Genomic DNA, 18,925 nt, shown 5'->3' with positions numbered 1-18,925 from the left:
ATACGAGATCAAGAAGAGACGGCGGGCGAGCAGGGTATGCGGCCGGACGGCGCGGCGAGCACCTCTGGCGGTTCCGCGCGCCCGCACACCGGCGCCGCCGCCCACGGCACGCCCGCCGACGGCACACCGGCCGCCGACCGCACGCCGCCGCCGGGCGCCACCGTGTACGACCCCTCGGCCCCCGGGCCCCCCGGCGCCGCCGAGGGCCCTGACGGCCCCGGCACGGGCCCCGGGCGGCCCGGCGAGCAGCCCCCGCGGGGTCTCGACGGCGCCACGGCGGCCGACCCCGCGTCCCCGCGGGACGACGGCCGGGACGACGGCGCGCCCGCGCACGGGGGCGATCCGGCGGCGCACGGCGGGCCTGACGCGCCCGAGGGCGGCGGCGCCACGCCGTACCCGCCCATGCCCGCGCACCCTCCTGGCCCGCCGAAGCCTCCGGGGCCGCCCGCGCCGCCGTCCCAGGACGAGCCCGAGGAGCCCCCGGACGGGGCCGTGCCCGCGACGGGCGCCTCGGGCGCGCACATCGAGCGGGTCGAGGGCGACGAGCCTTTGCTGCCCGCGCGCGTGCACCGCCCCTCCGACCTGATGCGGCTGCTGTCCGGGGTCCTGGTCATCGCGGTGCTGCTCGCGATCGCCGCGTTCGCGCACGGCACCACCTCGGGGCTCGAACAGGACATCACCAAGGGCACGGGGCGCGCCCCCGACCTGCTGATCAAGTTCGCGGGGCTCGCCTCAAGCATCGCGGTGCTGCTGGTCCCCGTGGTGTTCGCGGTGGAGCGCCTCATCAAGCGGGACGGGCTGCGGATCGCCGACGGCGTCCTCGCGGCCGTCCTCGCGCACGGGGTGACCCTGGCGACGGACCTGTGGGTCGCGAGGAGCGCGCCCGACTCGATCCAGGAGGCCCTCACCCAGCCGTCCCCCGGCGACCTCCATGTGCTCACCGATCCGGTGCACGGCTATCTGGCGCCGGTGATCGCCTATATGACGGCCGTCGGGATGTCCCGCAGACCGCGCTGGCGAGTGGTGCTGTGGGTGGTGCTCGCGCTCGACGCGTTCGCGATGCTGGTCACCGGCTACACCACCCCGTTCTCGATCATCCTGACGCTGCTGATCGGCTGGACCATCGCCTACGGGACGCTCTACGCGGTCGGCTCGCCGAACGTACGGCCCACCGGGCAGACCCTCCTCGCGGGCCTGCGCCGGGTCGGGTTCAGGCCGCTGAGCGCCGCGCGCGGGGAGCACCCGCAGGACACCGCGGAGGGCGGCGACAGGGGCCGCAGGTACTTCGTGACGCTGGAGGAGGGCGCGCCGCTCGACGTGACGGTCGTCGACCGGGAGCAGCAGGCCCAGGGGTTCTACTACCGCGCGTGGCGGCGCCTGACGCTGCGCACGATCACCACGGGCCGCAGCAGCCTCCAGTCCCTGCGGCAGGCGCTCGAACAGGAGGCGCTGCTCGCCTACGCCGCCATCGCGGCGGGGGCGAACGCGCCCAAGCTGATCGCCACCTCGGAACTCGGCCCCGACGCCGTGATGCTCGTCTACGAGCACGTGGGCGGGCGCACCCTCGACTCCGTGGCGGACGAGGAGATCACCGACGCGCTGCTGCACGACACCTGGCACCAGCTCAAGGCGCTCCAGTCGCGGCGCATCGCCCACCGCAGGCTCGCCGGGGACGCGATCCTCGTCGACGACGCGGGCCGGGTGGTGCTGACCGATCTGCGCGGCGGCGAGATCGCGGCGGGCGACCTGGTGCTGCGCATGGACATCGCCCAACTGGTCGCCACGCTCGGGCTGCGGGTGGGCGCGCGCCGCGCGGTGGCGTCCGCGGTCACCGTGCTCGGCCCGGACGCGGTGGCGGACTGCCTGCCGCTGCTCCAGCCGATCGCGCTGACCCGCGCGACCCGCGGCACCCTGCGCAGGCTGGCGCGCGAGCGCGCGGAGCGCGAGCGTGAGGCGGTGCTCGCGGCGTCCAGGCACTCGAAGGAGGCCAGGCTCGCCGAGGCGGGCGCCGAGCAGGGGGGCGACGGTGCGGCGCCCACGCGCGCGAGCGGCAAGAAGTCGCTGCGCGCGGAGAAGCAGGCCGAGAAGCGGGCCATAGAGGAAGCCCTCGAAGAGGCGCGCGAGGAGGACCTGCTGACGCAGATCCGCCGCGAGGTGCTGCGGATCAGGCCGCAGGCGCCCGTCGAGCCCGCGCGTCTCGAACGGATCAGGCCGCGCACCCTGGTCAGCGTCATCGCGGGCGCCATCGGCGGCTACTTCCTGCTGTCCCAACTGACCAACATCGAGTACGGCACGCTCGTCGCCGACGCGCACTGGGGCTGGGTCGCGATGGCGGTGCTCTTCTCCGCGCTGAGCTACTTCGCGGCCGCCATGGGGCTCCTCGGCTTCGTGCCGGAGCGGGTGCCGTTCCTCCAGGCCGTCGCCGCGCAGGTCGCCGGGTCCTTCGTGAAGATCGTGGCGCCCGCGGCGGTCGGCGGTGTCGCGCTGAACACGCGCTACCTCCAGCGGGCGGGGGTGCGGCCCGGGCTCGCGGTGGCGAGCGTGGGCGCCTCGCAACTGTTCGGCCTCGGGGTGCACATCCTGCTGCTGCTGACATTCGGCTATCTCACCGGCACCGAGAAGACGCCGTCGCTGTCCCCGTCGAGGACGGTCATCGGGGGGCTGCTCACGGTCGCGGTGCTGGTGCTGGTCGTCACCTCGATCCCGTTCCTGCGGCGGTTCGTCGTCACCCGGGTGCGGTCGCTGTTCGCGGGCGTCGTGCCCCGGATGCTCGATGTGCTCCAGCGGCCCCAGAAGCTGATCACGGGCATCGGCGGCGCGCTGCTGCTGACCGCCGCCTTCGTGATGGTCCTCGACTCCTCCATCCGCGCGTTCGGCAACGACCAGGCGTCGGTGAGCGTCGCGGGCGTCGCCGTGGTGTTCCTCGCGGGCAACGCGCTCGGCTCCGCCGCCCCGACGCCGGGCGGGGTGGGCGCCGTGGAGGCCACGCTGACGGTCGGTCTGATCGCGGTCGGGCTGCCGAAGGAGGTCGCGGCGCCCTCGGTGCTGCTGTTCCGGCTGCTGACGCTCTGGCTGCCGGTGCTGCCCGGGTGGCTGTTCTTCAACCACCTGACCCGCAAGGGCGTCCTGTGACCCGCCGCCGGACCGCGCGGCACGCGCGCGTGGAGCCCCACCGGCACTTCACGCGCGCGTGCGGGTCCCGCCGAGGAGCACGCGCGCGTACGGCGCCGCGTTCCGTACGCGCGGGAAGGCGTCCCGGGCACACGTGTGGAGCAGCGGCCGGGGCGCCGGTCACTCGCGCGGACCACGCCCCGAGCGCGCCGGGTGGTGGCGCCGCAGGATGGGGGCATGCCGAACCCGCTGTCGCTGCGCACCGCCGCCCTGGCCGCCACCGCCCTGCTGACCGCCCCCCTCGCGGCCTGCGGCACCGAGGCGGGGGCCACGGCCGCGGCCGACCCCGCGGACCAGAAGCTGAGCTGGAAGAGCTGCCCCGCGCCCTCGCAGGCCCAGGGCGGCGGGAGCACGCCCTCCCCGCTGCCGGGCGGCGCCGAGTGGCAGTGCGCCACCATGCGCGCGCCGCTCGACTGGCACGAGCCGCGCGGCGCCACCATCGGGATCGCCCTGATCAGGGCCAAGGCGAGCGGCTCCGCGAAGAAGCGGATCGGTTCGCTCGTCTTCAACTTCGGCGGCCCCGGCGGCTCCGGCGTGGTGACCCTCCCGTCGTTCGGCAACGAGTACGCCAAGCTGCGCACCCGCTACGACCTGGTCAGCTTCGACCCGCGCGGGGTGGGCCGCAGCGCCGGCGTGAAGTGCGAGGACGACAGGCAGCTCGACACGTACTTCCAGCAGGACTCCACCCCTGACACCGCCGCGGAACGCGCCAAACTGCTCGGCAACACCAAGAAGTTCAACGGCGCCTGCGAGAAGAACTCGGGCAAGGTGCTTCCCCACGTGGGCACCGCGGACGCCGCGCGCGACATGGACCTGATGCGCCAGGTGCTCGGCGACGACAAGCTGCACTACTTCGGCATCTCGTACGGCACGGAACTCGGCGGCGTCTACGCGCGCCTGTTCCCGAAGCGGGTGGGCCGTGCCGTGTTCGACGCCGTCGTCGACCCCACGGAGAGCGGCGAGCAGAGCGCGCTCGGGCAGGCCAGGGGCTTCCAGCGGGCGCTCGACAACTTCGCGAAGGACTGCACGTCCAAGGAGGACCCCTGCCCGGTCGGCGACTCCCCCGCCGATGTCAAGAACCGCATCGCGAAGCTCCTCAAGCGCCTCGACTCCAAGCCGCTGCCGGGCCTCGCCCCGCGCAAGCTCACCCAGACCGCCGCGACCAACGGCATCGCGCAGTCGCTGTACTCGAAGGACTTCTGGGAGTACCTCACCGAGGGCCTTGAGGAGGCGTACCACGGCGACGGGCGGATTCTGATGGCGCTGTCGGACTCCATGAACGGCCGCAACGAGGACGGCCGCTACAGCAACCTCCAGGCCGCCAACGTCTCCGTCAACTGCGCCGACGACAAGGCCCGCTACAGCGAGTCCGACGTGCGCGCCAAGCTGCCCGAGTTCCGCAAGGCGTCGCCGCTGTTCGGCGACTTCCTGGCGTGGGGCATGCTCAGTTGCTCCGACTGGGCGGTGCCGGGCGCCGCCGCGCACCCCGACGTGCACGCGCCGGGCGCTCCGCCGATCCTCGTCGTCGGCAACACCGGCGACCCGGCGACGCCCTACGAGGGCGCGGGCCGTATGGCGCGGGCGCTCGGCAAGGGTGTCGGCGTGGAGATCACGTACAAGGGCCAGGGGCACGGCTCGTACGACAGCGGGAACTCCTGCGTGAAGAAGAACGTGGACGGCTATCTGCTGAACGGCACGGTGCCGAAGGCCGGGACCGTCTGTTCCTGAGCCGGTCTGCTTCTGAGCGGGCGCTCCTGAGCGGGCCCGAGGCCGGAACCGGACATCGTACGGGGCGCTGTCGGTGGCGCCGCCTACGATGACGCCGTGGCCTCCCGCATCGGTGGTGGGGCCCGGGGGACGGGGAGATCGGGGGCGCCATGGGGGGTTTCGCACGCCGGGCGGCGGCGGCCGCTGCCGTGCTGCTGCTGGCCGCCTGCTCCGCCGCCCCGAAGCAGGCCGCGGGGCCCGACGGCACCCCCGCGCGCCCCTCGGCGGCGACGTCCTCGCCCGCCGCATCCGACGGTGGTGGCGCGCGCGTTCCCGCGTCCCTCACCGGGCAGCGGCTGCGCTGGCACGGCTGCGCGGACACCGCAGGCGCCGACGGCACCTGGCAGTGCGCCACCATGAAGACCCCGCTGGACTGGCGGCACCCGGGGGGCGACACGATCGGGGTCGCGCTGATCCGCCGGCGTTCCTCGGGCCCCGCGGGACGGCGCATCGGCTCCCTGGTGTTCAACTTCGGCGGCCCTGGCGGCTCCGGGGTCTCCTCGCTGCCCGCGTTCGCGGCGTCGTACGCGAAGCTGGCCGCGCGCTATGACCTGGTGAGCTTCGACCCGCGCGGGGCGGGCGCGAGCGAGGGGGTGCGCTGCCGCTCCGACAAGGAGACCGCGGCGGCCGAGTCGCTGGACCTCACCCCGGACACGGCGGCCGAGCGCGACGCGTACTTCCGCGACGCCGCCGCCGTCGCCGCGGGCTGCGAGCGCTCCGCGGGCCGCCTCCTCGCGCATCTGTCGACCGAGGACACCGCCCGCGACATGGAGCTGATGCGCCAGGTGCTCGGCGACGACACGCTGCACTACTTCGGCATCTCCTACGGCACAGAACTCGGCGGCACCTACGCGCACCTGTTCCCGCGCCGGGTCGGCCGCATGGTGCTCGACGCGGTGGTCGACCCCGCGGCCGACTCCGTGGGCCACGCGGAGAACCAGGCACGCGGCTTCCAGCGCGCCCTGGACGACTACCTCAAGTCCCGCGGCCAGGACCCGAAGCGGGGCACGGCCGACATCGCCGCCCTGCTCGACCGCCTCGACGCCACACCGCTGCCGACCCGCTCGGGCCGCAAACTCACCGAGTCCCTTGCGGTCACCGGGATCACCGTCTCGCTGTACAGCGAGGCGACCTGGCCCACCCTCACCAGGGCGCTGGCCGCCGCGCGCGACGGCGACGGCACGGCGCTGCTCGCGCTCGCCGACGTCTACGACGAACGGGACTCCTCGGGGCACTACGGCACCACGTCCCAGGCCCAGCGCGCCATATCGTGCCGCGACGACCGCCAGCGGCCCACGCCCGCCCAGGCGCGGCGCCAACTCGCCCACTTCCGGGACATATCGCCCGTCTTCGGCCCGTTCCTCGGCTGGGACACCGCGGGCTGGTGCCATGACTGGCCGGTGCCGGGGCTGCACGACACACCCCAGGTGAGCGCGCCGGGCGCGCCCCCGGTCCTCGTCGTCGGCAACAGGGGCGACCCGGCGACACCGTACGAGGGCGCGGGGCGCATGGCCGAGGCGCTGGGCAGCGGGGTGCTGCTGACCTGGGACGGCGAGGGCCACGGGGCATACGGCGGCGGCAGCGCGTGCGTGGACGGCGACGTGAACACGTATCTGCTGACGGGCAGGGCGCCGAAGAGCGGCACCGAGTGCGCCTGAGCGCACACGCGTGAAGGGGCCCCGGACACTCCGGGACCCCTTCTCCTCTGCACGCGCGCGTGCCGCCCGCCGGGAGCGCCCCCGGCGGCGCGGGTCAGTACACGGGCTTCTCGGGCTCGATCTGGTTGACCCAGCCGATGACACCGCCGCCGACGTGGACGGCGTCGGAGAAGCCTGCCGACTTCAGCACCGCGAGTACTTCCGCACTGCGGACACCCGTCTTGCAGTGCAAGACGATCTTCTTGTCCTGCGGCAGGGACTCCAGCGCGGTCCCCATCAGGAACTCGTTCTTCGGGATGAGCTTGGCGCCCGGGATGGACACGATCTCGTACTCGTTGGGCTCGCGGACATCGATGATCTCGATGTTCTCCTTGTCGTCGATCCACTCCTTGAGCTGCTTGGGAGTGATCGTGGAGCCCGCGGCGGCCTCCTGGGCCTCCTCGGAGACGACACCGCAGAACGCCTCGTAGTCGATCAGCTCGGTGACCGTGGGGTTCTCGCCGCAGACCGCGCAGTCGGGGTCCTTGCGGACCTTCACCTGGCGGTACTGCATCTCCAGCGCGTCATAGATCATCAGCCGGCCGACCAGCGGCTCGCCGATGCCGGTGAGGACCTTGATGGCCTCGTTGACCTGGATGGAGCCGATCGAGGCGCACAGCACGCCGAGGACGCCGCCCTCGGCGCAGGAGGGGACCATGCCCGGCGGCGGGGGCTCGGGGTAGAGGCAGCGGTAGCAGGGGCCGTGCTCGGACCAGAACACGGACGCCTGGCCGTCGAAGCGGTAGATGGAGCCCCAGATGTACGGCTTGTTCAGCAGCACGCAGGCGTCGTTGACCAGGTAACGGGTGGCGAAGTTGTCCGTGCCGTCGATGATCAGGTCGTACTGGCTGAAGATGTCCATCACGTTGTCGGCTTCCAGCCGCTCTTCGTGGAGGACCACCGTGGTGTACGGGTTGATGCCGTTCACGGTGTCACGGGCCGACTCGGCCTTGGAGCGGCCGATGTCCGCCTGGCTGTGGATGATCTGACGCTGGAGGTTCGACTCGTCGACCTCGTCGAACTCCACGATGCCGAGGGTGCCGACACCCGCGGCGGCGAGGTACATCAGCGCGGGGGAGCCGAGGCCGCCGGCGCCCACACAGAGCACCTTCGCGTTCTTGAGCCGTTTCTGCCCGTCCATCCCGACATCCGGGATGATCAGGTGGCGTGAGTACCTGCGGACCTCGTCCACGGTCAGTTCAGGGGCTGGCTCTACCAGGGGTGGTAGCGACACGGTCACCTCGATTGCGGGACTGATGGTTCACATCAAATGTTGACTCTGCGAGTAACAGTGCCACGCGCTTCTTCATTCCGAGACTCCCGTTCCGATGCGCGAGACGAAGTCGTCCCAGTAACCGGGCAGCCGCGACCAGGGCGAACGGCTGTCCCGGGTGACCGTGTGGTCGGTGAGGAAGACGGAGCCCGCGCCCTGCCAGCGCGCGATCCGCAGCGCCTCGTCGAGGTGCCCCCGCGGCACCCCGTACACCAGGTGGCAGAAGCGGCGTACCGGATAGTCGGCGGTCCACGGCTCCACCTGCGACCAGCGGTACGCGCTCCAGGCCCCGGCGAAGGTGACGAGCTGGTCGGCGGTCTCGACGTAGCCGGGGTGCGGGTGGGTGCCCTGCCCGAGGACGAGATGGGCGCCGGAGCGCAGCGCGCGCAGCGTGGTGGTGAGGCGGCGCACCTCGGGCAGGGCGGCGCGGTCGGTGGGGCAGCGCACGAGCAGGAACCCGTCGACCCCGTACCACTCCAGATGGCGGTGCGCGTCGGAAAGGAGCGCGCCGAAGGAGCGGGTGCCCGCGGCGAGGTCGAGCCTGCCGAGGACGAGCCCCCCGGCCCCGGCGACCCTGGCCGCGGCGGCGGCCCGTACGGCGTCGGGTCCGCGGCCAGGACCCGAGCCCGTGCCGAGCGCCGCCCAGTGCAGCGGGACGCCGGGGCGGCAGACGGCGTCCCAGGTGGCGAGGGCGGTCTCGGCGGCGAGCCCGGGCACGGCGGCGCCGAGGTGCACGGTGGTGCCCGCGTCCGTGCAGGCGGGGGCGCTCACATGCGGCATGCGGCCTCCATCCAGATGTCGGCGAGCGACTCCTCCAGGTTGATACGGGGGCGCCAGCCGAGCCGGTCGCGCGCGGTGCGCACATCGGCCTGCTGCCAGCCGCCGCAGCCATCCGGATAGGGGAACGGCGTGGGCACCATGTGGTCGCTGTCGCCGCGCTGGTGGCCGAGGACGGGGCGCACGGGCCCGGGAGGCGCGTCGAGTTCGTGGAGCGCGCCGCCGTATCCGGCGACCCTGGCGAGCACCGCGGCCGCGTCACGCAGCCGTACGGCGCGCCCCGAGCCGATGTTGACGATGCCCTGCGCGGCGGAGAGCGAGGCCGCGTGGACGGCCCTGGCGACGTCGCGGACGTCGACGAAGTCGCGCTGGGCGGCGAGTCCCGCGAGCTTCAGCTCGCCGTCACCCGACTGCATGGCGCGGCGCATGGCCTCGGCGAGACGGCCGAGCGGCGCACCCGCGGGCGTGCCGGGCCCCGTGGGCGAGAACACCCGCAGCACCACGGCGTCGAGCCCGGAGCCCAGCACGAGTTCGGTGGCGGCGAGCTTGCTGACGCCGTAGGGGCCGCCGGGGCGCGGCACTGCGTCCTCCGCGGTGGACGAGCCCTGCTGGCTCGGTCCGTACTCGGCGCCGCAGCCGATGTGGACGAGGCGGGCGCCGCAGTGGCTGCGCCGCAGCGCCTCGCAGATGGTGGCGACGGCGACGGTGTTGTGCCGGATCAGGTCGCGGGCGCCGCCGCGGGTGGAGCCGGCGCAGTTGATGACCACGCCCGGGTGGACCGCGTCCAGGAAGCGGGCGAGGGCGCCGGGGCTGCCGGTCGTGAGGTCGAACCGTACGTCCGCGCCGTCACCCCGGCCGAGCGCGGTGAGCTGGACTGCGGGGTCGGCGAGCAGCCGGTCGGCGACGAAGCGGCCGAGGTATCCACCGGCCCCGATGAGCAGCGCCCTCATGCGGCGGCTCCCGGGGCGTGGCGGGTGGGGGTGGTGATCATGTACGGGTTCTCCTTCGGGTGGTGCGGGGGGCGTGGCGGTCGCGGGGCGAGACGGGTCACGCCGGGTCTCGCGGGGTGTGGGCCGACGCGCGCGGCAGGGTGCGTATGGCGTGTCCGAGCAGGACGAGGGCGGCGGCGCCGCAGACGGCGCCGGGCAGCGCGGCGGTGCCCGCGGCGGCCACGGCCCGCTCGACGGGGGCGTCGAGGGCGTGGCAGCCGGGCAGCCGCGCCGCGAAGACGAGGGCGAGGGCGAGGACTTCCGCGGCGCCGGCGGCGTTGATCATCAGCCCGGGCGCGCGGGTGAAGCCGTGTGCCATGAGCAGCCTGGCGAGCATCAGCAGCGTCCCGAGGGCACCGGCGCCGAGCAGCGGCCGCGGCGCGTGGTAGACGGAGCCCGCGAGGGCGAGCAGGGCCGCGAGGGCGGCGAGGAACAGCGCGCAGACGCAGCAGAGCAGGGGCCGCACCGTGGACGCGAACTCGGCGAGCCCGCGGCCCCCTCCGATACGGCGGGCGGCGAGCCGGTCGAAGAGACGGGCGCAGAGCGCGGCGGGCAGGACGGCGAACGCGAGGCCGACGACGGGGGCCGGGGCCAGCGGCCAGGTGGTGTCGGGCCCGCCGCCGAGCGCGGCGTCCAGGAAGGCGTCACCGAGGGCCGCGTACGCGATGAGCCAGCACGTCCACACGCGCGTGGCGGTCGTCGCGGGCCGCCGGGTGGCGAGCGGCCCGCGCCGCACCGCGGCCCGCAGCGCGAGCGCGGCGGCGACGGGCGCCGCGACGGCGAGCGCCAGGTGGGCACGGCCGTCTGCGGCGCGCAGCGCGGTGACGGCGAGGGCGCACACCAGCCCTGGCGCGAGCGCCCGCAGCGGCCAGTGGGCGCCGGGGCCCGCGAGCGGCGCGGTGGGCGGGGCGGGGGCCACGGGGTGCGGGTGGTCGTGGGACACGCGCGCGTACAGCTCCTCGGCGAGGGAGAAGACGGTGCGGTGCCGGAAGCGGCCTGCGGCGCGGTCGGTGAGGCCCCTGGCCTCAAGTGCGGCCGCGATCTCCAGCGGGTCGACGGCGCCCGCGCACAGGTCGCGGTGGCGCTGGAGCAGGGCCTTGACGGGGTCGCCGACGGCGGCGCGCGTACGGGGCGCGTGGGCGGCGGCGGGGCGGGTGTCGGTCATCGCTGCGCTCCTACGGCCGCCGCGGGGGCCTGGTACGCGCCCGCGGCGGCGAGCGGCGGGCCCGGAGTCCAGTCGACCGGGACGCGTGCCTCCGCGGGCCTGGCGAAGGGGGTGGGCGCGGGCGCGGCGGGGCAGTGCGAGACGAGGTCGAGGTAGAGGGCGTGGAAGGCGGCGACGTTCTGCTCGACGGTGAACAGTTCGAGCGCACGCGCGCGTGCCGCCGCGCCGAGCAGGGCGCGGCGCTCGGGGTCGCCGAGCAGGCCGGCGCAGGCGTCGGCGAGGGCGGCGGGGTCGCGGGGCGGCACCACGAGCCCGGTGCCGCCGATGATCTCGGGGACGGCGCCGGTGTCGGTGGAGACGGTGGCGCAGCCGCAGAACATCGCCTCGACGAGGCTGATGGGGAAGCCCTCGACGGTGCTGGAGAGCACGACGACGGCGCCCGCGGTGTAGGCGTCGGCCAGCTCCGGGGTGGCGGGGTCGTGGATGTCCTCGAAGGTGACGGCGCCCGCGGGGAGGATGCGGGCGGCCAGGGCGCGGCAGTGCGCGAGGTAGCCGTCGGAGGCGCCGTTCGCGCCGTTCGCGCCGTTCGCGCCGTTCGCGCCGATCAGCCTGAGGCGGGCGGCGGGGCGGCGCGCGCGCAGCAGGGCGAAGGCGCGCAGCAGGGTGTCGAGGTCCTTCGCGGGGGCGATCCTGCCGACCCAGACGAGGGTGTCGGGGTCGCCGCCGCTGCCGTTCTCCGCGGCCTCGTCGAAGCGGGCGGCGTCGAGGCCGGGGTGGACGGTGCGGAGCCTGCGGGGGTCGGCCCCGCAGCGCCGCTGCCAGCGCTCGGCGTGCGCGGTGCCCGAGGTGACGAGGGACGCGGTGCGGTACGTCTCGGTGGCGAGGCGGCCGTGGAGGGCGGCGAGCAGGGCGCGCACCGCGGGGGTGCCCGTGTCCCTGCGCAGGTAGTGGGCGCGGAGCTGGACGCCGTACTCGCTGACGAGGAGGGGCACGCCGAAGTAGTGCCGGGCGAGCACGCCGGGGAGGGCCGCGGGCCCGCCCGAGGCGGCGTGGCAGACGTCGGCGGCTGCGAGGGCGTGGTCGTCGTACCAGTCGAGCGAGAGCGGCCGCAGCGCGCGCTCGGTCGCGGCGGCGACCGTGAGCAGGTCGGCGACGTCGGCGCCGCGGGCCGCGCGGGGCGCGCCATGGCGGTGGCAGGCGCGCTCGAGCACCCGCACGGCGGTCTCGGAGCGGAGCAGCCCCGTGAGGACGCCGTGGTCCCAGGCGAGGTCGGCGAGGCCGCGCAGGGCGGCGCCGAAACGGTCCGCCAGGGTGGCTTCGCCCTCAGGTTCCGTGAGGCAGGTGGCCAGTTCGCCGTAGTGCTCCCTGAAGCGGCGGCGCGCGCGCCTGCCGCGGGCCTCGGGGCCCTCGGGCGGCGCCCACAGCGGGCTGGCGAACGTCCGGCGCACCTGGTCGGGCACGGCCATGAGGCCCGCGCGCTGCTGCTCGGGGGTGCGCCCGAGCGCGTAGAGGTCGAACTCGTGCTGGGCGAGGCCGTGCACGAGACGGTCACACCAGAGGGTCGCCTCACCGGACACATACGGGTAGCCACCCTCGGTGAGCAGTCCGATGCGCACGCCAGTACTCCTGATCTCCCGTTGGTGGAGCCGCCGTTGCCCCGGCGGCTCGCGGCGGGACGAACGTAAGCGGACAGACGGGTGGCGCGACGGACGGTTGTCCATCGCGCCATCAAAAGGGGTGAACGGGAGTAACTTTCCCAGCGCGGCGGCGTTCGGTAGCGCTACGGAGGCGGACGGCGGCGGTGCGTCAGCGGCCGCGTGCGGGACGCGCGGGCGCCGTTCGGGCGCCTGCGCGCGCACCCGCGGCGCGGCCCTCCCACGCGCGGGGCGCGGACCGCCCGTCAGACGTTCGGGCGTCAGTTGTTCGGGCGTCAGGCGTGCGGGAAGGGCCAGGGGTTCGCCTTGCAGGTGATGCCGTCGTGGGAGAGGAACTTGGTCTGCTGCTGCATGACGGGCGCGAGGGAGCCGTTGACGCTGCACAGGACGTGGTTGAAGCCGAGCCGGTGGCCCACCTCGTGGTTGATCAGCATCTGCCGGTACGGGTGGAGGCGGTCGCCGTAGGTCTCGGCGCCCTGCGCCCAGCGGTAGGCGTTGATCATGACGCGGTCGGTGGCGGCCGAGTCGCAGGAGACGTTGTCCTCGGTGATGTCGAGACCGGACTTGCGGCACCACACGTCGGTGGTGCCGGGCGAGGCCAGGGTGATCACGAAGTCGGGCTTGCCCGAGGAGACCCGCTCGAAGGCCCGGTCGTCGTGGGCCCAGCTCCGCTTGTCGTTGAGGGTCAACTGCACGGCCTTCGCGAAGAGCTGCCCGTCGAGCCCGAGGCCGCGCTCGACGTCGACCCGGTAGCGGAAGAGCCTCCCCTTGCCCGGCGCCTTGTCCGCGCCGGGCACCGTGTCGAACGTCCCCGAGCCCTTCGCCTTCGGCGCCAGCGGGTACCGCTTCGCCATCTTCTGGTCGTAGGTGAGCGGTGCCGCGGACGGGGCCGCGGGCGAGGGGCGGTTCTCGGAGCGCGAGGCGCTGCCCGCGGTGCTCCTGTCGCCGTCGGTGGCGCCCGCCGCGCTGTCGCCGCCCGAGCCCCTGGTGACCTGCCCGGCCACGACCACCGCGAGCACCGTGGTCACCGCGGCGGCGGCGATCCCGGTGTAGGTGCGGCCCTTCGGGCCCTTGCGGCGCGGCTGGTCGCCGTCGGCGTCGTCGGTGTCGTCGGTGTCGTCGGTGTCGTCACCGCCCCCGCCGTCGGCCGCTCCGGCCCCGCCCGCCGGGGAGCCGTCCGCGGCGCGGCCCGGGCCCGGCCTGCCGCCGGGGCCGCGGGGCGGGGGGACGGCGGGCGCGAGGCCGCGGCGGGGCGAGAAGACGTCCAGCTCGTCGGTGTCGTCAATGCCGTCGATGCCGTCGGCGCCGCGTGCGGCGCCCCCGGCACCCCTTGCTCCTGAGAGGGCTTCAGGGCCGTCGAAGGCGTCCAGGTACTCCTTGCGGGGGCCGGTGCGCGGGCCGGGCAGCAGCGGGGGGCGCCCGCCCGGGCGTACCGCTCCCTGCCCGGGTCCCGGCCGCGGGCCGCGCGGGGCGCCGTCGAGCAGGCCCCAGCCGCCGCCCTCCTCGCGCTGCTCGGGGTGGCCGCCGCGCACACCGCTCCCGTTCGGCCCCTGGCGCTGCTCGCCGCCGTCCGTGACGGCCCGTGGCGTGCCGTGGGCGGGGGTGTCCTCGACGCCTCTGCGTCTGCGGCGGCCCGTGCCCGGGGCCGCGGGTGTGTCGCCGTTGTCGGCCGGTCCCCTGCGGCTGTGCCGTCCCACGCGATCCGTCAGCTCCCCATGCCGGTACGGCCCGGCTCGTCCATGTCGGCCAGGAACTCCCGGACGCCTCTCGCGACCAGGTGCGGGTATTCCATCATCGCGACGTGTCCGGCCTCCGGCAGGGTCAGCAGCCTGGCGTCGCGGAAGCGGCGCAGCGCCTTGCGTGCCATGCGGTAGCTCACGAGCTGGTCCCGGCCGCCGTAGACGAGGAACGTCGGGGCGAGCACGCGCTCCGCCTGCCGCCACAGGTTGTGCTGGCCGCCGATGGTGTACGCGTCGACGATGCCGCGCGCGGTGCGGGTCATCGCGTCCCAGAAGTACGGCTGCGACAGGCGGCGTTCCATCTCCTTGGCGGCCATCCCCAGGCCCTCGGGGGTGACACGCGCGGGATCGCCGTAGTTCAGCGCGAGGACGCCGCGCACCCGCTGCTCGACCGTCCAGTCCCGGGTGAGCCTGTTGAACAGGGCCGCGGCGCCCGGGATCGCGAGCATGCCGGTCGGCAGCGCCGAGCGCTGCGGGGCCAGTTCGGGCAGCGCGGGCGAGATCAGGACCAGGGTGCGGACCAGGTCGGGGCGGGTCGCGGCCACGCGCGTGGCGATCGCGCCGCCCAGGGAGTTGCCGAAGAGGTGCACGGGTCCGTACCCGCGGCTCTCCAGGTAGCGGGTCACCACCCGGGCCTGGCCTGCGACGGAGTACGCGCCGTCGTCCGGCGGCGGTGAGTCGCCGAAGCCCGGCAGGTCGACGGCCTCGCTCGCCACCACCCCGTCGAGCAGGGGCATCAGCGCCGACCAGTTCTGCGAGGAGCCGCCCATCCCGTGCACGTACAGGGCGGGGGGCAGGCCCGCGGTGGCCGCGGGGCGCGACCGTACACACAGGGTGGCGCCCCGGAGCGCCACCGAGCTGACTTCCTCCCCCGCCGCACCGTCCGCGGGGCCCACGACGGGGGTGGCGGTGGCGGTCACGGGCGATGGTTCGGTCCCAGGCATGCCGCAATGTTACGAGGTGATCACGCCACCGGTCGTGTGTTCGCGGTCACAGGATCGCCTGGCAGACGGAAGCGGCGTCTCCTAGGCTCGATAGGCGGGAACGGAACGGGCGAACCGCCCCGAAGCGACCGGGGCGGCGCCGGACGGCCTCCGGACGGGAGGGGCGGCAATTCGGAGGCAGGGATGCCGCGCCAGCGGGCACCCGCAGGGTCCGCGCCCACGCACGGGAGGGCGGCGGCCGGGGCGGTGGACCGCGACCGGCGGAACCCGACCGCGGGCGACAACCGCCGACAGGAGGTGGCCCCTCTATAGACAGCGAGAACCGACCACTGACGAAAGCAGCCGATCGCGACCGGACACCGGCGAGCGGAATCCGACACCAGCCGAGGGAAGCGAGCAGATGACCACGGAACCCATCAAGCGCGACGCGGACCAGGCCCACGAGCACACCGCACACCGCGGCCTCGACGAGCGCGCCGCGGAGCCCGACGGCTACGCCGACCACGACGACTACGCCGAGCGCGGCGCGCGGGGCGACGACGTCGAGCTGGGCGTGGAGGCGCCGGAGGAGGACACCGCGGAGCAGTACGCGGACGCCGCCCCCGCCCCGGCCGACGAGCTGCCCGAGGGCGACCCCGACAACGCCGCGGAGGCGGACCGGGCCGAGCAGGGCCGCGTCGTCGAACTGGACGAGGACGACTACAGGTGACGGCCGCCGCGGCCCGCCGGTGACGCGCGGGACGGCGGCCATACGCGCGTACCGGCCGGCCGCGGCGGGGCCTCACCACGGACCGGCCCGGCGGGAGCGGGTGCGACCTGCCCGTGTTTGGTCGACTCCATCCCGCTATCTGCACCGTCCGGCCTGTGAAATTCTCCGTCCGCACCGAGCGCGGCACGGTTACCGAAAAGTACGATGGCGGGGCGGTCCCCACCGCGTTGGACAACCCTGGGAGGCGGCGTGACAGCGATGGAGCAGACAGAGGCGGTACGCCCACGTGGCACCCGCCTGCCACGTCGCGCCCGCCGCAACCAGCTCCTGGGCGCCGCGCAGGAGGTCTTCGTCGCGCAGGGCTACCACGCCGCCGCGATGGACGACATCGCCGAGCGGGCGGGCGTCAGCAAGCCGGTGCTGTACCAGCACTTCCCCGGCAAGCTCGACCTCTACCTGGCCCTCCTGGACCAGCACTGCGAGTCGCTGCTGCACGCGGTGCGCTCGGCGCTTGCCTCGACCACGGACAACAAGCAGCGGGTCGCGGCCACCATGGACGCGTACTTCGCCTACGTCCAGGACGAGGGCGGCGCCTTCCGGCTCGTGTTCGAGTCCGACCTGACGAACGAGCCCGCGGTGCGCGAGCGGGTCGACCGGGTGAGCCTCCAGTGCGCCGAGGCCATCTCGGAGGTCATCGCCGAGGACACCGGCCTGCCCAAGGACGAGTCCATGCTGCTCGCCGTGGGGCTCGGCGGCGTCTCCCAGGTGGTGGCCAGGTACTGGCTCTCCAGCGAGCGCGGCATCCCGCGCGAGACCGCGGTCGGCCTGCTGACGTCGCTCGCGTGGCGCGGCATCGCCGGCTTCCCGCTGCACGGCACCGAGCAGCAGAACCGCTGACGCGCCGCCCCCGCGGGGCTGTTCGCTACCGGCGTGCCGACAGGCAGCTCACGGTGATCCCCGGCCGGGCTAGTGTGTGCGGGTACGGCGCGGTCGACCGCGCAACTTCGCACCACACCGACCGTCGGAGGGACAAAGCCGTGGAGGTCAAGATCGGCGTGCAGCACGCGCCCCGCGAGATCGTTCTGGAGAGCGGACAGACCGCCGAGGAGGTCGAGTCCGCCGTCTCCGAGGCGCTCTCGGGCAAGGCGCAACTGCTGAGCCTCGTGGACGACCACGGGCGCAAGGTCCTGGTGCCCGCCGAGCGCCTTGCCTATGTGGAGATCGGCGAGCCGACGGCGCGCAAGGTGGGCTTCAGCGCCCTGTGAGGACCCGCGCCCCAGGGGGGGCGCGAGCATCCGGGTCGCGCGCCCTGCGGCGCTCCCGGACAACGGCAGACAGGTGAACGGCCCCGCGGACCAACCGCCGGGCCGTTCACGTGTGTTGGGGGACCCATCCCGGCGCGGCGGGGCCACGGTTCACCCCGCGGGCAGGGTTGCGCGGCAAAGGACACGGGTAAACCGAACGTGATCGAGACGCCACCGACCGCGTGCGGGGAGGATCACCATGATCGTGGAAGCGCTGGGTTCCCTGCTGCTCGGGCTCGTCCTCGCGTCCCTCGCCGCGCTGTGGCTGCCGCACCGCATGCCGCCCCGGCTCGTGCTGCTGCCGACGGGCGCGGCCGGCGCCCTGCTCGGCGCCTTCGTGACGCACTCGGCGCTCGGCCCGGGACACCCGGGGCTCACCCTGCTCGGCGCCCTCGCGCTGGGCGCCGCGGCGCTCTCGCTGCTGCTGCGCCCCAGCCGCGTACCGGCCGCCGTGTAGCAGCCGTCATGCGGCGTCCCGTGCCAGGCGCTGCGCCGCACGCGCGGCGGCCGGTACGCGAGTGCTCAGGCGGCGAGCCCCAGGGCGGCCATCCGCTTGGTGTGCGCCTCGGTGATCCGGGAGAACATCCGTCCGACCTCCGCCAGGTCGAAGCCGTCGGCGACGCCCCCGACCAGCATCGTCGACAGCGCGTCCCGGTCCGCGACCACCCGCTGGGACTGCGAGAGCGCCTCGCCCATCAGCCGCCGCGCCCACAGCGCGAGCCTGCCGCCGACCCTGGGGTCCGCGTCGATCGCCGCACGCACCTTCTCCACGGCGAAGCTGGCGTGGCCTGTGTCGTCCAGCACCGCCAGCACGAGGTCCCGGGTGTCGGAGTCGAGCCGCACCGCGACCTCGCGGTAGAAGTCGCTCGCGATGGAGTCGCCGACGTACGCCTTCACCAGGCCCTCAAGCCAGTCCGAAGGTGCCGTCTGCCGGTGGAAGCCGTCGAGGGCGGCCACAAAGGGCTCCATGGCCCTGGTGGGCTCCTCCCCGATCCCCTCAAGCCGCTCGGCGAGCCGCGCGAAGTGCTGGAACTCGGCCGACGCCATCTTCGCCAGCGCCGCCTTGTCCGAGAGTGTCGGAGCGAGTTTCGCGTCTTCTGCGAGCCGCTCGAAAGCCGCGAGTTCCCCGTAGGCGAGCGCCCCGAGAAGATCCACCACGGCCGCCCTGTACTGCGGGTCGACCGCCGCCTCGTCCCAGGTCCTGGCGGCGATCGCGGTGGTCGGTGCGGGCGCGTCGGCGGCTTTTCCAGGCGTCGTCATACCGGGCACAATAGCCCGCCCCGCGCGCCCCGGAAGGGCCCGGTCGCCCACGGTCCCGACGGGTACGTGACGCATTCGGCCATGGCGCCTGCGTGAATTAGCGGTATGGTGGTATTGGGCCCGGCCATGGTGTTCGAATTTCTCGTGCGGCACGGTCGGCCCGAGTATGAGGATGCCCGGTCGGAGGCCGATCGGCTCCGACCAGACAGCCCTCCGATGCCGCTCCCCACAGCGAGTGCAGAAGAGGGGCCCTCAGCGGAACGAGTGCTCGAAGCGTCGGCAGTGGTCCCGTGCCACCAGGCCAGCCTCACGGGCGGCCGGTCGTCCCGGCACGGTCACGACCCCCGACGTTCGCCTCGCGCCGCACCTCACAGAAGAGGCAACACCCTGACTACGCAACGTACAACTTTCCGAGATCTCGGAATCCTCTCCGAGACCGCCGAGGCCCTTGAGGCCGTCGGCATCGTCACGCCCT

Annotated in this window: 15 protein-coding genes; 7 read left to right on the top strand and 8 right to left on the bottom strand. The window is 74.4% G+C overall.

Features of this window, described 5'->3' with window-relative positions; translation table 11 throughout:
* Positions 1–36 precede the first annotated feature (36 nt).
* The 3 genes from ACIBIW_RS13715 (at position 37) to ACIBIW_RS13705 (ending at position 6,596) form a co-directional block, all read left to right on the top strand.
* Positions 37–3,132, top strand: a complete 3,096-nt coding sequence (locus ACIBIW_RS13715) for a lysylphosphatidylglycerol synthase domain-containing protein (protein WP_399335439.1) — start codon at positions 37–39, stop codon at positions 3,130–3,132.
* 216 nt (positions 3,133–3,348) lie between these two features.
* Positions 3,349–4,899, top strand: coding sequence for an alpha/beta hydrolase (locus ACIBIW_RS13710; RefSeq protein ID WP_399335437.1), 1,551 nt, complete (start codon positions 3,349–3,351; stop codon positions 4,897–4,899).
* Positions 4,900–5,048: 149 nt separating this feature from the next.
* Positions 5,049–6,596 carry an alpha/beta hydrolase gene (locus ACIBIW_RS13705; RefSeq protein ID WP_399335435.1) on the top strand — a complete coding sequence of 516 codons (1,548 nt, stop codon included), beginning with the start codon at positions 5,049–5,051 and terminating at the stop codon, positions 6,594–6,596.
* 94 nt (positions 6,597–6,690) lie between these two features.
* Here ACIBIW_RS13705 and moeZ read toward each other — a convergent pair whose 3' ends face one another.
* The 7 genes from moeZ to ACIBIW_RS13670 form a co-directional block, all read right to left on the bottom strand.
* The gene (gene moeZ / locus ACIBIW_RS13700) at positions 6,691–7,869 is read right to left on the bottom strand and encodes an adenylyltransferase/sulfurtransferase MoeZ (protein ID WP_399335433.1); all 1,179 of its coding nucleotides are present in this window, start codon (positions 7,867–7,869) and stop codon (positions 6,691–6,693) included.
* Positions 7,870–7,941: 72 nt separating this feature from the next.
* Positions 7,942–8,688, bottom strand: a complete 747-nt coding sequence (locus ACIBIW_RS13695; RefSeq protein WP_399335431.1) for a spherulation-specific family 4 protein — start codon at positions 8,686–8,688, stop codon at positions 7,942–7,944.
* A complete protein-coding gene (locus tag ACIBIW_RS13690) occupies positions 8,676–9,635 on the bottom strand; it encodes an NAD-dependent epimerase/dehydratase family protein (protein WP_399335429.1) in 960 nt (319 codons plus the stop codon). Before ACIBIW_RS13690 ends, ACIBIW_RS13695 begins: the two co-directional genes overlap by 13 nt.
* A gap of 97 nt (positions 9,636–9,732) precedes the next feature.
* Positions 9,733–10,839, bottom strand: coding sequence for a hypothetical protein (locus tag ACIBIW_RS13685; RefSeq protein ID WP_399335428.1), 1,107 nt, complete (start codon positions 10,837–10,839; stop codon positions 9,733–9,735).
* Entirely contained in the window at positions 10,836–12,455 is a 1,620-nt protein-coding gene (pelF, locus tag ACIBIW_RS13680) for a GT4 family glycosyltransferase PelF (protein ID WP_399335426.1), read from the bottom strand. The genes ACIBIW_RS13685 and pelF overlap by 4 nt, the downstream gene beginning before the upstream one ends.
* Positions 12,456–12,769: 314 nt before the next feature.
* The gene (locus tag ACIBIW_RS13675; protein ID WP_399335424.1) at positions 12,770–14,191 is read right to left on the bottom strand and encodes a DUF3152 domain-containing protein; all 1,422 of its coding nucleotides are present in this window, start codon (positions 14,189–14,191) and stop codon (positions 12,770–12,772) included.
* A gap of 8 nt (positions 14,192–14,199) precedes the next feature.
* Positions 14,200–15,177, bottom strand: coding sequence for an alpha/beta fold hydrolase (locus ACIBIW_RS13670; protein ID WP_399335422.1), 978 nt, complete (start codon positions 15,175–15,177; stop codon positions 14,200–14,202).
* A gap of 400 nt (positions 15,178–15,577) precedes the next feature.
* On the opposite strand from ACIBIW_RS13670, the gene ACIBIW_RS13665 reads away from it, so the two are divergent.
* The 4 genes from ACIBIW_RS13665 to ACIBIW_RS13650 all read left to right on the top strand — a co-directional run bounded on the left by ACIBIW_RS13665 (position 15,578) and on the right by ACIBIW_RS13650 (position 17,647).
* A complete protein-coding gene (locus ACIBIW_RS13665; RefSeq protein ID WP_399335420.1) occupies positions 15,578–15,886 on the top strand; it encodes a hypothetical protein in 309 nt (102 codons plus the stop codon).
* A gap of 249 nt (positions 15,887–16,135) precedes the next feature.
* On the top strand, positions 16,136–16,783 hold the full coding sequence (locus ACIBIW_RS13660) for a TetR/AcrR family transcriptional regulator (protein ID WP_399335418.1): 648 nt from the start codon (positions 16,136–16,138) through the stop codon (positions 16,781–16,783).
* Positions 16,784–16,923: 140 nt separating this feature from the next.
* On the top strand, positions 16,924–17,151 hold the full coding sequence (locus ACIBIW_RS13655; protein WP_399335416.1) for a DUF3107 domain-containing protein: 228 nt from the start codon (positions 16,924–16,926) through the stop codon (positions 17,149–17,151).
* Positions 17,152–17,389: 238 nt separating this feature from the next.
* The gene (locus ACIBIW_RS13650) at positions 17,390–17,647 is read left to right on the top strand and encodes a hypothetical protein (protein ID WP_399335414.1); all 258 of its coding nucleotides are present in this window, start codon (positions 17,390–17,392) and stop codon (positions 17,645–17,647) included.
* Between the two features lie 65 nt (positions 17,648–17,712).
* Here ACIBIW_RS13650 and ACIBIW_RS13645 read toward each other — a convergent pair whose 3' ends face one another.
* Complete coding sequence (locus ACIBIW_RS13645; protein WP_399335412.1) at positions 17,713–18,450, bottom strand: ferritin-like fold-containing protein; 738 nt, start codon at positions 18,448–18,450, stop codon at positions 17,713–17,715.
* Positions 18,451–18,925 lie beyond the last annotated feature (475 nt).

It is taken from the genome of Streptomyces sp. NPDC050560, assembly GCF_044457285.1.
In the GTDB taxonomy this organism is placed as follows: Bacteria; Actinomycetota; Actinomycetes; order Streptomycetales; family Streptomycetaceae; genus Streptomyces.
Note: the sequence above shows the minus strand (reverse complement) of the source record. Positions and strands in the feature narration are given on the sequence as shown.

Bases quoted from the DNA above. Each gene is read 5' to 3' on its own strand.
- ACIBIW_RS13715 (WP_399335439.1), top strand. From the start codon at position 37: ATGCGGCCGGACGGCGCGGCGAGCACCTCTGGCGGTTCCGCGCGCCCG.
- ACIBIW_RS13710 (WP_399335437.1), top strand. From the start codon at position 3,349: ATGCCGAACCCGCTGTCGCTGCGCACCGCCGCCCTGGCCGCCACCGCC.
- ACIBIW_RS13705 (WP_399335435.1), top strand. From the start codon at position 5,049: ATGGGGGGTTTCGCACGCCGGGCGGCGGCGGCCGCTGCCGTGCTGCTG.
- ACIBIW_RS13695 (WP_399335431.1), bottom strand. From the start codon at position 8,688: ATGCCGCATGTGAGCGCCCCCGCCTGCACGGACGCGGGCACCACCGTG.
- ACIBIW_RS13690 (WP_399335429.1), bottom strand. From the start codon at position 9,635: ATGAGGGCGCTGCTCATCGGGGCCGGTGGATACCTCGGCCGCTTCGTC.
- ACIBIW_RS13685 (WP_399335428.1), bottom strand. From the start codon at position 10,839: ATGACCGACACCCGCCCCGCCGCCGCCCACGCGCCCCGTACGCGCGCC.
- ACIBIW_RS13670 (WP_399335422.1), bottom strand. From the start codon at position 15,177: ATGCCTGGGACCGAACCATCGCCCGTGACCGCCACCGCCACCCCCGTC.
- ACIBIW_RS13665 (WP_399335420.1), top strand. From the start codon at position 15,578: ATGACCACGGAACCCATCAAGCGCGACGCGGACCAGGCCCACGAGCAC.
- ACIBIW_RS13650 (WP_399335414.1), top strand. From the start codon at position 17,390: ATGATCGTGGAAGCGCTGGGTTCCCTGCTGCTCGGGCTCGTCCTCGCG.
- ACIBIW_RS13645 (WP_399335412.1), bottom strand. From the start codon at position 18,450: ATGACGACGCCTGGAAAAGCCGCCGACGCGCCCGCACCGACCACCGCG.